We start from the raw sequence: 12853 nt of genomic DNA on the forward strand, positions 1-12853 counted from the left end.
AATGCAAAAACTAGAATTTCTAAAAGAGGACTTTAAAAAAAATGATTTTAACCCTGTAAAAGTAGTTTTATTAAACTATAAAATATTAGTAAAAAGCTTGTATATATCTATACCTTTGATTCTATTATTACTTGCAAACTATTTTCACTCATTTGAAAGTGTAATATTACTTAAAATTTTTATATACTCTTTTGTATTTTTTTGGCTAGATGGTTTAATATATGGCAAGAAAAAATATAATCTAAAAAGACTAGTAGTATTTTTTGTTAGTATTATAGTATTACAGCTTGTTCCATTTTCGTATATATTTTTAATGTTTCCTTTTATGGTATTAACAAGAAAGTTGAAAATAAAAGAGGCACTTAGTTTATCTAGTTATATGATAATAAAAAATATAGTTAAGTTTTTTGTAGTTATCGCTATAAACGCACTAATATTAACTGTGGTTATTTTTCTTGTAACAACTTTTTTAAGAGTGTTTGTATATAAGCTTGACTATAGTGAAGTAGAAAAGATAAAAGCTTTAATTACAAGTAATTTAATGTACTATGAATTTTTAGTAAACTACATTCTAGCTACACAGTTTTATATAATATATAGAATACTAGAATATACTGAAATAATGAAAAAAGAGGAGAAAAATTAAATGGTAAATATAGGTAAAATAACTAGAACACATAATTTAAATGGAGCAGTAAAAGTAAATAGTTCTTTTATTAGAATAAAGGATTTAATTGGAGAAAAAGTTTTGGTAGAAAATGAAAAAGACACCAAGATATTAAGCATAAAAAATGTAAAAACAGTTAATGAAAAAATGCATATTTTAAGTTTTGTAGAAATAAAAGATATAAATGAAGCAAAAGATTTAATAGGTTTTAATATTAAAATTAGAGATGATTTAATGCCAGAAATTAATGAAGATGAGCTATATGTTGAGGATTTAATAAGTTTTAAAGTTTATGATAAAAATACATATATAGGTGATGTTGTAGATGTATTAGAAACAGCAGCACATGATATTTTAACTGTTGTAGATAAAGACAGAGAAGTTTTAATACCATATGTAGAAGATGTATTTATTAAAAATATTGATATAAAAGAAAAGAAGATTGAAGTTAATTTATTAGAAGGAATGTTATGATAATAAGAACATTAACACTATTTCCTAAAATATATGATATGTATCTTGAGCAAACAATACTAGATAGAGCAAGAAAACTAAATCAAATAGAGTATGAAATAGTAGATATTAGAACTTACGCAGAGTCTAGTAGAAAAATGGACGATATAGTTTATGGTGGTGGAGCTGGAATGTTATTAAAGCCAGAACCATACTTTAAATATTTTTTTGAATTAAAAAATAAGGGTATAAAAAAACCATATACTGTATTTGTAAGCCCTCAAGGTAAAAAGGTAAGCCAAAGTGTAATAGAAGATTTAAGCAAAAAAGATGATATACTAATAATTTCAGCTAGATATGAAGGTCTAGATCAAAGAGTCATAGATAGATATGTAGATTTAGAGCTTTGTGTTGGGGATATTGTTTTAACAAATGGAGATTTACCAGCTCTTAGTATAATTGATGCTATTGTTAGACAAAAAGACGGAGTTATAAAAGAAGAGTCTTATGAAACTGACTCTTTTTATAACGGACTTTTAGGCTACCCTCAATATACAAGACCAGAAAATTTAGGAAGACATAAAGTTCCACAGGTTTTATTAAGTGGCGATCATAAAAAAATTGAAGAATATAGATTTAAAGAGTCAGTTAAAAAAACAATTTTAAATAGGCCAGATTTAATTGAAGAAAAATTAAAAGATGAAGACTTTAAAAGGAAGGTAGAAAAGATATTATGATGAAAAAAATACTAATGTCAATAATTTTATTTTTATCTTTTTTAAGTTTTTCTGATTACAAAAATGAGTTATTAAAAGCTATAGAAACTGATAATTTATCTGAAATAAAATTATTGGAAGTTCAAAAAAGAAATATTGAAATTAAAGATAATATAATGGGTAAAAATATATTAGCTTATGCTATATATAATAATTCAGATAAAATAGCAAAATATTTAATAGAAAATAAAAAATATAAATATATGATAAATGAGATATCTAATGATAAAACTTTAGCTATAGAAGATGCAGTTTTAAAAGAAAATGAGCAAATACTAAAACTACTTTTAGAAAATGGTGCAATAATTAGAAAAAAAGATGGAAATAATATGGATGTATATGAACTTGCAACAAAATTTGGAAAAGGTAGAATGGTAAAAATACTAAGAGATTATGAATTAGAAAATGAAAAGTAGTGATATATATGACATATTTTAATTTATTTAAAAGAATATTTTATATAAATACATTTACATTTGGCGGAGGATATACAATAATCCCGATAATAGAATCTGTATTTGTAGATGAACTTAAACTAATAGAAAAAAGTGAAATGAGAAATATAGTATCACTTGCTAATACAGTACCAGGTGCTCTTGCAATATCTACATCTTTTTTAGTTGGATATAAAGTAAAAGGAACACTAGGAGCTATTGTAGCAGTATTAGCTTCTGTTAGCCCTTGTATAATAATAATAGCATTGGTATATAGTGTATATGAAAATTTAATAGAAAACATCTATGTTAAGTCTACAATGAAAGGTATTGGGGTAGCAGTTTCTGCTATACTACTAGGTGCAGTAGTCAATATGTTTAAATCCTTATTAAAAGAGAATAGAAAATATTTATACTTAGCTATATTTACTCTTTCATTTATACTTAGCTATTTTTTAGGCGTACACATAGTGGTAATACTAATATTAGCAAGTATACTAGGAAGTGGTATCATATGATATATATAAAACTGTACTTAGCCTTTTTAAATATAGGTATATTTTCTTTTGGTGGTGGATATGCAACACTTCCATTAATTCAAAAATATATAGTTGAAGAAAATCATTGGATTACAATGGATACAATGCTTGATTTAATATCAATATCACAAATGACACCAGGGCCTATTGCAATAAATTCAGCGAGTTTTGTAGGAAATAAATTAGCGGGTATACTAGGATCTATTATTGCAACTTTAGGGGTTATAACGCCACAAATAATAATTTTAAGTCTATTTTTATACTTTTTGCCAAGTTGGGTTAATAAATATTTAAAAGGTATAAATGCAGCGGTTGTTGCACTTATTTTAATAGCGACAATAAAGCTTATGAAATCATCATTATTTTTATATAATAATATAGTGTTTTACATATTGTTTTTATTTATATTTGTGCTATACTATAAAAAAATAGACATTATAAAATTAATAATACTAGGTGGAATAGTTGGTTTTATTACGAGTTTTTAGGAGGTGTATGTATATAGTTTAGCTATATACGATTAACATGGAAAAGGCTATATATCATAATATATACGATAATTTAAGAAAAGAAATATTAAGTGAGAAATATAAAAAGGGAGAAAAAATTCAAAGTGAAAGAAAACTTATGGAAAAGTATGGGGTTAGTAGAACGACAATAAGACAAGCCTTATTTTACTTGCAACAAGATGGATATATTTATAAAATACAAGGTAAGGGAAACTTTGTATCAAGTAAGTTAATAAATCAAAACCTAAATAAATTTTATAGTTTTTCAAATGAAGTAAATAAAGCTGGAAAAACGCCTACATCAGTACTTATTTCATATAAAATGCAGGATTGTGATTCGAGATTATCAGAAATTTTTGGCATAAATGAAGGATCAAAATTATACAATATTAAAAGATTAAGATTAATAGATGGAAGCCCTGCAATGTTAGAAGAAACTTTTATTCCTGAGTATAGATTTAAAAATTTCCCAGTAGATGATTTAAATAATATTCAAATGTATGAAATATTTAAGGAAAAATACAATGTAAGTTTTTCAAGTGCCCAAGAAAGATTTAAACCAATAAAAGCAGAAACAAAAGAAGACATTAAACATCTAAATATCAAGAAAAATGATATAGTTATTGAGATAGTAAGAAAGACTTATGAATTAAATAAGGTAATAGAATATACAATATCTCATGTAAAAAATGATGTTTTTAGTTATACAGTAAACCTAAACCTATAAGGAGGTAAAAATTGAGAGTAGCAATGCCAATAGTAAGCGATTTTGAGCTGTTAGAAATGACTGCTACACTAGATATTTTAAGAAGAGCTAGTATTAATGTTGATACTATAAGTTTGGAAAATACTCAAGTAGTATACGCTTCAAATAAAGTAGGAGTTATTGTTGATAAAAAGATTGAGGATATAAATTTAAAAGACTATGACAGTATAATTTTAACTGGGGGAAAAGGAACTATTAAATACTTTGAATACAAAGATTTACTTTCTAATATTGTTGAATTTAATAAAGATAAAAAATTAGTATCAGCGATATGTCAGGCACCTACAATTTTAGCTAACTTAGGAATTTTAAAAGAAAAATTGGCAACAGTTTTCCCAAATTTTAATAAGGAACTTATAGAAAATAATGTAATAATAGATAAAGTTGGTGTAGTAAAAGATAGTAATATAATAACAGCGACATCTGTAAACTATAGTATTGAGTTTGGCTTAGAAATAGTTGAGTATTTATTAGGAATTGAAAAAAGAAAAGAAATAGAAAAACAAATAATAAGATATTAAACATTAAACATTAAACTATTTTAGTTTAGTGTTTTTTTAAATTATTCATTGAAAAATAAAAATATATAAGTTATCATAATAAATAAAGAAAAGAAATGGGTATAAATATGGATATGAAGGATATGTTAAGTGAAAAAAGATATAATCATTGTCTTAGAACAAAAGAGATGGCAGAAAAACTATGTGATAGATACAATATTGATAAAAAAGCTATAGATGCTGCATTTTATCATGATATTTGTAAGGAATTATCTCTATCTGATATGATAGAACTTATTGGAGATAAATATGCTAATGATATTGATGGAATGTATAATAAAAGTATTTTACATGGTTATGCAGGGGCAAAATTTTTAGAAACTAAATTAGGTATATTAGATGAGGAAATATTAAGTGCTGTAAGATACCATACAACTGGTAAAAAAAACATGACTGATATAGAAAAAGTTGTATATATATCAGATGCAATAGAATTAGGAAGAGACTATCCTAATGTTGATAAAATAAGAGAAAAGGTTTTTGAAAATTTAAATGAGGGAATTTTAATGGAAATAGACTATAAAATAAAGATGTTAATAGATAAAAAAGTAGCTATTCATAAAAATACAATAGAATTTAGAAATGAACTAATAAAAGAGGTATATGGTGAAAAATAAAATAGGGGAATTAAGTCTACATAAAAGAGGCTTTGGCTTTATAATAGATGGCGATAACAAATACTTTGTGGCAAATAAAAATTTATTAAGTGCTGCAGAGGGCGATGTTGTAGAATATGAAGTAGTAATGTATAAAGGAAAAGAAGAAGCAAAAATTATTAAAGTTATAAAAAGAAAAAAAGATGAATTTATAGGAAGAATAATAAATAGTCAAAATTTTTCTTTTGTAGAAACCAACGAGTTAGCAAAAGATATTTACATAAAAAGAAAAGATACAATGAAAGCTAAAACAAATGACATTGTAAGAGTTAAAATAAAAGATTTTGGTTCTAAAGATAGAAAACCAGAAGCTATTGTAATTAGAATATATGGGAATGCAAATACAGCAACAGATATTGTTAATGCTAAAATAGATGAAATGCAAATACCAAGAAAATTTTCAAAAGAAATACTAACTTACACAGATAGAATTTCTAAATTTGATTTAGAAAAAGAATTAGAAAAAAGAGTAGATTTAAGAAAGATTGATCATATAACAATAGATTCAGAAGACACAAAAGATATTGACGATGCAGTAGCTGTTATTAAAACAGATTCTGGATACAAGCTATATGTAAGTATAGCTGATGTATCATATTTTGTTAAAGAAAATGATATATTAGATAATCTAGCAAAAGACAGAGGAAATTCTATTTATCTATATGATAGAGTAATACCAATGTTACCTAGAAGGCTTACAAATGATTTATGTTCTTTAAATGAAAAGGAAGAAAAATTAGCATTCACTGCTTTGATAGAATATGATAACAATGCAAAAGTAATTAGAAGTGAATTTTTCAAATCAGTTATAATTAGTAAGAAAAAATGTTCTTATGATGAGGTTAATGAAGTTTTAATAAATAATAAAGAACATGAGTTTAAAAAAATGCTAAATATAATGGATGAATTATCTAAAAAGCTCTCAATATTAAGTAAAAAAAGAGGTTCTATAGAATTTGAGTTTCCAGAACTAAAACTAGTTATGGGAGAGCATAATAAAGATATTATAGAAATTAAATTAAGAAACAGACAAGAAGCAGAAATATTAATTGAAAATTTTATGATAGCTGCAAATGAAGAGGTGGCAAAATACCTTTACTATAACAATATCCCAGCTATTTATAGAATACATGAAAAACCAACACTAGAAGCAATGTCTGAATTAAATAAAGAATTAAAATCTATAGGACTTTCAGTAAAAGATGAAAGTATATTAAGTAGTAGACTATATAAAATAGTTGAAAAGGTAAATGATACAGGCTACAAACACTTTATACATAAGTTGATTTTAAGATCTATGCAAAAAGCAATATATAGTAAAGATAACAAAGGACATTTTGGCTTAGCTTTAGATAATTACTTGCATTTTACATCACCTATTAGAAGATATTCAGATTTAATAGTTCATAGAGTTTTAGATAGAAGTTTGAATGAATATATAGATGAATTTAAAAAAGCTAAATTAGAAAAAAGATTTAATACTATATCTAATCATATATCAAACACAGAAAGAAGAGCACAAAGATTAGAAAATTTAGCTCAAGATATAAAGCTAGCAGAGTATATGAGTGATTATATAAATGAAAAATATGATGCTACAGTTACTAGTGTACTAGATAATTCTAAGGTATACATAACATTATCAAATTATATAGAAGCAGAACTTGAAAATGATAATAACTTATTGTATAACTTAAATGATAAGATAAAAGTTAGTATAACTAAAGTAGATATATTAAATGGAAAAGTTTATGCAAGAAAGGTTTAAATATGGTATTTGCAACAAATAAAAAAGCTAGTTTTGATTACTTTTTACTTGAAAAATATGAAGTAGGAATAAATTTAGTAGGGACTGAAGTTAAATCGGTAAGAAAATCTAAATTAAGTATAAAAGAATCATATGTAAAAATAATAAAAGATGAGCTGTATATACTTAACATGCACATAAGTCCTTATGAATTTGGAAATATAAATAATGTAGAAGAAACAAGAACAAGAAAACTATTAATGAAGAAAAAAGAAATTAGAAAACTAAAAGAAAAGATAAAAGAAAAAGGTTTAACATTAGTTCCTGTAAAAGTATACAGTAGTGGTAGATATGTTAAACTAGAAATTGCTTTATCAAAAGGTAAGAAAAATTATGATAAAAGACAAAGTCTAAAAGAAAAAGATATTAAAAGAGAAATTAGAAGTAAGTTAAATGTGTGATATTAAAGGGGTCTAGAATCCCTTTTTAATTTTTTCGAAATTTTTCTTGACAAGGTACCTAAAAATTTGTTAGTATATATCTTGTCAAGCGGGAAAGAAAGCTTGATAAGAACAATGAAAAGATAATAAAAACAAATGCAAACAAGTTAAGATAAAAGACAATAAGGTGAAAAAAAACAAGGAAAAATAAATTGAATGAAGAGTTTGATCCTGGCTCAGGATAAACGCTGACAGAATGCTTAACACATGCAAGTCGATGAGCTAAGTAAGCTTGCTTACAAGGCACATGGCGGACGGGTGAGTAACGCGTAAAGAACTTACCCACTAGACTGGGATAACAGAGAGAAATTTCTGATAAAACCGGATAAGTTAGTAGTAGGCATCTACTGCAAATGAAAAAGAGATTACTAGTGGAGAGCTTTGCGTCCTATTAGCTAGTTGGTGGGGTAAAGGCCTACCAAGGCGATGATAGGTAGCCGGCCTGAGAGGGTGAACGGCCACAAGGGGACTGAGATACGGCCCTTACTCCTACGGGAGGCAGCAGTGGGGAATATTGGACAATGGAGGTAACTCTGATCCAGCAATTCTGTGTGTGCGATGACGGTCTTCGGATTGTAAAGCACTTTTAGTTGGGAAGAAAAAAATGACGGTACCAACAGAAGAAGCGACGGCTAAATACGTGCCAGCAGCCGCGGTAATACGTATGTCGCTAGCGTTATCCGGAATTATTGGGCTTAAAGGGCATCTAGGCGGCAAAACAAGTTGAAGGTGAAAAGCTGTGGCTCAACCATAGTCTTGCCTACAAAACTGTAATGCTAGAGTACTGGAAAGGTGGGTGGAACTACACGAGTAGAGGTGAAATTCGTAGATATGTGTAGGAATGCCGATGATGAAGATAACTCACTGGACAGAAACTGACGCTGAAGTGCGAAAGCTAGGGGAGCAAACAGGATTAGATACCCTGGTAGTCCTAGCTGTAAACGATGATCACTGGGTGTGGGGAGTCAAATCTCTGTGCCGAAGCAAAAGCGATAAGTGATCCGCCTGGGGAGTACGTTCGCAAGAATGAAACTCAAAGGAATTGACGGGGGCCCGCACAAGTGGTGGAGCATGTGGTTTAATTCGACGCTACGCGAGGAACCTTACCAGATCTTGACATCTACGGAAGACAAAGGAGACTTTGTTGTGCCTTATAGGAACCGTAAGACAGGTGGTGCATGGCTGTCGACAGCTCGTGTTGTGAGATGTTGGGTTAAGTCCCGCAACGAGCGAAACCCCTATCATTAGTTGCCATCATTAAGTTGGGGACTCTAATGAAACTGCTAGCGAAGAGCTAGAGGAAGGTGGGGATGACGTCAAGTCATCATGCCCCTTATGATCTGGGCTACACACGTGCTACAATGGGTAGTACAATGAGAAGCAAGATGGCGACATTAAGCAAAACTCAAAAGCTACTCTTAGTTCGGATTGGAGTCTGCAACTCGACTCCATGAAGTTGGAATCACTAGTAATCGTGAATCAGCAATATCACGGTGAATACGTTCTCGGGCCTTGTACACACCGCCCGTCACACCACGAGAGTTGTTTGCACCTGAAGTTACTGGCCTAACTGTAAAGAGGGAAGTACCTAAGGTGTGAATAGTGATTGGGGTGAAGTCGTAACAAGGTATCCGTACCGGAAGGTGCGGATGGATCACCTCCTTTCTAAGGAGAAATGAAAAGACTTCTTATCTTGTTTGCAAATTATCTTTAAATTAAAAAAATAGGACAATGAGAAATGAATAGTAGGTAAAATATTACAACTTTAACAAAAGAGATAGATAGAGTTAAAAAGAGAAAGAGAAAGCTAAATAAGGGCGTACGGAGGATGCCTAGCTAGTAAAAGCCGAAGAAGGACGTGATAAGCTGCGAAAAGCTTAGGGGAGTCGCATATAGACATAGATCCTAAGATATCCGAATGGGAGAACCTGTATATTAGAAGAATATACACGAAAGAGGTAAGCCTGTGAACTGAAACATCTAAGTAACAGGAGGAAAAGAAAGTAAAAACGATTTTCTAAGTAGCGGCGAGCGAACGGGAAAGAGCCTAAACCATAGTAGTGCCAAGAGGGTATCGTTGCTATTATGGGGTAGAGGGTATATATTAGTCAATTACCATAAGACAGTATGAGTATACTACGAAGCAGAACATAACTGGAAAGTTAGACCAAAGAAGGTGATAGTCCTGTAGGGCGTAAATAGTATATGAGTATATATATAACCCGAGTAGCATCAAGCACGAGGAATTTGGTGTGAATCAGTGTGGACCATATCACATAAGGCTAAATACTTTTACTAAGCGATAGTGGAGAGTACCGTGAGGGAAAGGTGAAAAGAACCCTGAGTAAGGGAGTGAAATAGAATTTGAAACCGTACGCTTACAAGCGGTAGGAGCCCTAAGGGGTGACTGCGTGGATTTTGGTTAATCATCCTGCGAGTTATGATATATGGCGAGGTTAAGTAAAGCGGAGCCGAAGGGAAACCGAGTCTTAAAAGGGCGATAGTCGTATGTTATAGACGCGAAACCTAGTGATCTATGCCTGACCAAGTTGAAGCAAAGGTAAGACTTTGTGGAGGACTGAACTCACCGCCGTTGAAATGATGGGAGATGAGTTAGGTATAGGGGTGAAAAGCCAATCGAACTAGGAGATAGCTCGTTCTCTCCGAAATGCATTTAGGTGCAGCCTTAATAGAAGATATGTGGGGGTAGAGCACTGTTTGACCTAGCGGGCGTATAGCTTAGTGAAGTCATGCAAACTACGAATACCATATATTAATAATTAGGAGTGAGACTATGGATGATAAGGTCCATGGTCGAGAGGGGAAAAGCCCAGACCAACAGCTAAGGTCCCAAATTATGTCTAAGTGGGAAAGGAGGTGGATATTCAGAAACAACCAGGAGGTTGGCTTAGAAGCAGCCATACCTTGAAAGAGTGCGTAACAGCTCACTGGTCGAGAGTATCTGCGCCGAAGATTTAACGGGGCTAAGACATAAACCGAAGCTTTGGAACATATGTAAATATGTTGGTAGGAGAGCGTTCTGTAAGCTGTAGAAGGAGAGTTGAAAGACGATCTGGAGGTATCAGAAGTGAGAATGCAGGAATGAGTAGCGAGAAAGTATGTGAGAATCATACTGGCCGGAAGTCCAAGGATTCCACGGCAATGTTTGTCAGCCGTGGGGGAGTCGGGACCTAAGTGAAGACAGGGATGTCATAGCGAATGGAAAATAGGTTAATATTCCTATACCACTAAATCAACGATTGAAGGGATGGAGTGACGCAGGAAGGTATGTGAGATAACTGACGGAATAGTTATTCTAAGCCAATAGCGTGATTATATAGGCAAATCCGTATAATTAAACGTGAAAGGTGATGGGTAAGCACAATAAGTGTAAGTCACAGATCCTACACTGCCGAGAAAAACTTCTACTGAGGAGATTAAGTGCCCGTACCGTAAACCGACACAGGTGGACAGGGTGAGAAACCTAAGGCCGACAGGATAACTCTAGCTAAGGAACTCTGCAAAATAGCCCCGTAACTTCGGGAGAAGGGGTGCCTATGGTAAGTGAGAAGATAAGTACTTCGAAGCTGAGATAGGCCGCAGTGAAGAGTCCCAAGCAACTGTTTACCAAAAACACAGGTCTATGCTAAGCCGGAAGGCGACGTATATGGGCTGACACCTGCCCAGTGCCGGAAGGTTAAGAGGAGGATTGAGAGATTCGAATTGAAGCCCCGGTGAACGGCGGCCGTAACTATAACGGTCCTAAGGTAGCGAAATTCCTTGTCAGGTAAGTTCTGACCTGCACGAATGGTGCAATGATTTGGGAGCTGTCTTGGCTGGAGACCTGGTGAAGTTGTAATAGCGGTGAAGATACCGCTTACCTGCAGTAGGACGGAAAGACCCCGTGGAGCTTTACTGTAGTTTGGCATTGGGTTTTGGCAATGTGTGTATAGGATAGTTGGGAGACTAAGAAGTAATTACGCTAGTAAATATGGAGTCAATGTTGGAATACCAACCATATATTGTTGAAATTCTAATCAATAAAATGAGACAGTGCTAGATGGGCAGTTTGACTGGGGCGGTCACCTCCAAAAGAGTAACGGAGGTGTTCAAAGGTTCCCTCAGGTTGGATGGAAATCAACCAAAGAGTGTAAAGGCAAAAGGGAGCTTGACTGCGAGATTGACGGATCGAGCAGGTACGAAAGTAGGACTTAGTGATCCGGTGGTACTGAATGGAAAGGCCATCGCTCAACGGATAAAAGCTACCCCGGGGATAACAGGCTGATACTTCCCAAGAGTCCATATCGACGGAAGTGTTTGGCACCTCGATGTCGGCTCGTCTCATCCTGGGGCTGGAGAAGGTCCCAAGGGTTGGGCTGTTCGCCCATTAAAGAGGCACGCGAGCTGGGTTCAGAACGTCGTGAGACAGTTCGGTCCCTATCCACTGCAGGCGTAGAATATTGAGAAGATCTGTCCTTAGTACGAGAGGACCGGGATGGACAAACCGCTGATGTATCTGTTGTCACGCCAGTGGCATGGCAGAGTAGTCACGTTTGGAACGGATAATCGCTGAAAGCATCTAAGTGAGAAGCCGACTTCAAGATAAGTATTCAAAGATACCTTCGAGACTAGGAGGAGATAGGCTAGGGGTGTAAGTGTAGTAATACATTTAGCTGACTAGTACTAATATATCGAAAGCTTTACTACTGTAATATTTTACTACTACTATTTATTTCTAATTGTCCTAGAACAATAAATTTGGTGATAATAGCCACGTGGATACACCTAGTAACATATCGAACCTAGCAGTTAAGCACGTGAACGCCGAAGATACTTCGTAAGCGGGAAAATAGGTAGTTGCCAAATTAAAAAGTCGGTGTGTAGCGCAGTTAGGTAGCGCACTTGTCTTGGGAACAAGGGGTCGTAGGTTCAAATCCTGTCACACCGACCATTTTTTGAAAAGAGAAAAAAGAGTTGCGGGAATAACTCAGTTGGTAGAGTGTCAGCCTTCCAAGCTGAATGTCGCGAGTTCGACCCTCGTTTCCCGCTCCAATGGTGATCGTAGTTCAGCAGGTAGAGCGCCAGATTGTGGTTCTGGTTGTCGCGAGTTCAAGTCTCGTCGATCACCCCATAAATGCACGGGTGGCGAAATTGGCATACGCACTAGACTTAGGATCTAGCGTCTTTGACATGAGGGTTCAAGTCCCTCCTCGTGCACCAGTAAAGACTTAGGTCTTTTTTTTTGT

General features: G+C 32.9%; 11 protein-coding genes, 4 tRNA genes and 3 rRNA genes. All 18 read left to right on the forward strand.

All coding sequences use genetic code 11. The annotated features are described in order from the left end of the window. Position 1: 1 nt before the first annotated feature. The 18 genes from OMES3154_RS01685 to OMES3154_RS01770 all read left to right on the forward strand — a co-directional run bounded on the left by OMES3154_RS01685 (position 2) and on the right by OMES3154_RS01770 (position 12827). On the forward strand, positions 2-646 hold the full coding sequence (locus OMES3154_RS01685) for a hypothetical protein (RefSeq protein ID WP_156683086.1): 645 nt from the start codon (positions 2-4) through the stop codon (positions 644-646). Further along, the gene (gene rimM / locus OMES3154_RS01690) at positions 647-1141 is read left to right on the forward strand and encodes a ribosome maturation factor RimM (protein WP_156683087.1); all 495 of its coding nucleotides are present in this window, start codon (positions 647-649) and stop codon (positions 1139-1141) included. Next, complete coding sequence (gene trmD / locus OMES3154_RS01695; RefSeq protein WP_156683088.1) at positions 1138-1857, forward strand: tRNA (guanosine(37)-N1)-methyltransferase TrmD; 720 nt, start codon at positions 1138-1140, stop codon at positions 1855-1857. Before rimM ends, trmD begins: the two co-directional genes overlap by 4 nt. Beyond that, on the forward strand, positions 1857-2312 hold the full coding sequence (locus OMES3154_RS01700) for an ankyrin repeat domain-containing protein (RefSeq protein ID WP_231679245.1): 456 nt from the start codon (positions 1857-1859) through the stop codon (positions 2310-2312). The genes trmD and OMES3154_RS01700 overlap by 1 nt, the downstream gene beginning before the upstream one ends. Positions 2313-2320: 8 nt before the next feature. Next, positions 2321-2848, forward strand: coding sequence for a chromate transporter (locus OMES3154_RS01705; protein ID WP_156683090.1), 528 nt, complete (start codon positions 2321-2323; stop codon positions 2846-2848). Then, positions 2845-3357, forward strand: a complete 513-nt coding sequence (locus OMES3154_RS01710; protein ID WP_156683091.1) for a chromate transporter — start codon at positions 2845-2847, stop codon at positions 3355-3357. Before OMES3154_RS01705 ends, OMES3154_RS01710 begins: the two co-directional genes overlap by 4 nt. Before the next feature lie 37 nt (positions 3358-3394). Further along, the gene (locus tag OMES3154_RS01715) at positions 3395-4105 is read left to right on the forward strand and encodes a GntR family transcriptional regulator (RefSeq protein ID WP_156683092.1); all 711 of its coding nucleotides are present in this window, start codon (positions 3395-3397) and stop codon (positions 4103-4105) included. Between the two features lie 11 nt (positions 4106-4116). After that, positions 4117-4665, forward strand: coding sequence for a DJ-1/PfpI family protein (locus OMES3154_RS01720; RefSeq protein ID WP_156683093.1), 549 nt, complete (start codon positions 4117-4119; stop codon positions 4663-4665). 95 nt (positions 4666-4760) lie between these two features. Next, positions 4761-5321: a bis(5'-nucleosyl)-tetraphosphatase (symmetrical) YqeK gene (gene yqeK, locus OMES3154_RS01725; protein WP_156683094.1), complete on the forward strand. Its 561-nt coding sequence runs from the start codon at positions 4761-4763 to the stop codon at positions 5319-5321. Then, a complete protein-coding gene (locus tag OMES3154_RS01730) occupies positions 5308-7128 on the forward strand; it encodes a ribonuclease R family protein (RefSeq protein WP_156683095.1) in 1821 nt (606 codons plus the stop codon). Before yqeK ends, OMES3154_RS01730 begins: the two co-directional genes overlap by 14 nt. Before the next feature lie 2 nt (positions 7129-7130). Continuing rightward, positions 7131-7568 carry an SsrA-binding protein SmpB gene (smpB, locus tag OMES3154_RS01735; RefSeq protein WP_156683096.1) on the forward strand — a complete coding sequence of 146 codons (438 nt, stop codon included), beginning with the start codon at positions 7131-7133 and terminating at the stop codon, positions 7566-7568. Positions 7569-7760: 192 nt separating this feature from the next. Continuing rightward, positions 7761-9272 (forward strand): 16S ribosomal RNA (locus OMES3154_RS01740). Between the two features lie 136 nt (positions 9273-9408). Then, positions 9409-12314, forward strand: a 23S ribosomal RNA gene (locus OMES3154_RS01745). 50 nt (positions 12315-12364) lie between these two features. Then, positions 12365-12473 (forward strand): 5S ribosomal RNA (gene rrf / locus OMES3154_RS01750). The 16S, 23S and 5S rRNA genes sit together here with 4 tRNA genes alongside, the layout of an rRNA operon. An 8-nt stretch (positions 12474-12481) precedes the next feature. Continuing rightward, positions 12482-12558, forward strand: a tRNA-Pro gene (locus OMES3154_RS01755). 25 nt (positions 12559-12583) lie between these two features. Next, positions 12584-12659 (forward strand) — tRNA-Gly (locus tag OMES3154_RS01760). A 3-nt stretch (positions 12660-12662) separates the two neighbouring features. Beyond that, positions 12663-12738: transfer RNA gene (locus OMES3154_RS01765), tRNA-His, on the forward strand. A gap of 5 nt (positions 12739-12743) precedes the next feature. Then, positions 12744-12827, forward strand: a tRNA-Leu gene (locus tag OMES3154_RS01770). Positions 12828-12853 lie beyond the last annotated feature (26 nt).

It is taken from the genome of Oceanivirga miroungae (genome assembly GCF_902505095.1).
GTDB classification, from domain to species: domain Bacteria; phylum Fusobacteriota; class Fusobacteriia; order Fusobacteriales; family Leptotrichiaceae; genus Oceanivirga; species Oceanivirga miroungae.

Bases quoted from the DNA above. Each gene is read 5' to 3' on its own strand.
- OMES3154_RS01730 (WP_156683095.1), top strand. From the start codon at position 5,308: ATGGTGAAAAATAAAATAGGGGAATTAAGTCTACATAAAAGAGGCTTT.
- OMES3154_RS01710 (WP_156683091.1), top strand. From the start codon at position 2,845: ATGATATATATAAAACTGTACTTAGCCTTTTTAAATATAGGTATATTT.
- trmD (WP_156683088.1), top strand. From the start codon at position 1,138: ATGATAATAAGAACATTAACACTATTTCCTAAAATATATGATATGTAT.
- smpB (WP_156683096.1), top strand. From the start codon at position 7,131: ATGGTATTTGCAACAAATAAAAAAGCTAGTTTTGATTACTTTTTACTT.
- OMES3154_RS01705 (WP_156683090.1), top strand. From the start codon at position 2,321: ATGACATATTTTAATTTATTTAAAAGAATATTTTATATAAATACATTT.
- yqeK (WP_156683094.1), top strand. From the start codon at position 4,761: ATGGGTATAAATATGGATATGAAGGATATGTTAAGTGAAAAAAGATAT.
- OMES3154_RS01715 (WP_156683092.1), top strand. From the start codon at position 3,395: ATGGAAAAGGCTATATATCATAATATATACGATAATTTAAGAAAAGAA.
- OMES3154_RS01700 (WP_231679245.1), top strand. From the start codon at position 1,857: ATGAAAAAAATACTAATGTCAATAATTTTATTTTTATCTTTTTTAAGT.
- rimM (WP_156683087.1), top strand. From the start codon at position 647: ATGGTAAATATAGGTAAAATAACTAGAACACATAATTTAAATGGAGCA.
- OMES3154_RS01685 (WP_156683086.1), top strand. From the start codon at position 2: ATGCAAAAACTAGAATTTCTAAAAGAGGACTTTAAAAAAAATGATTTT.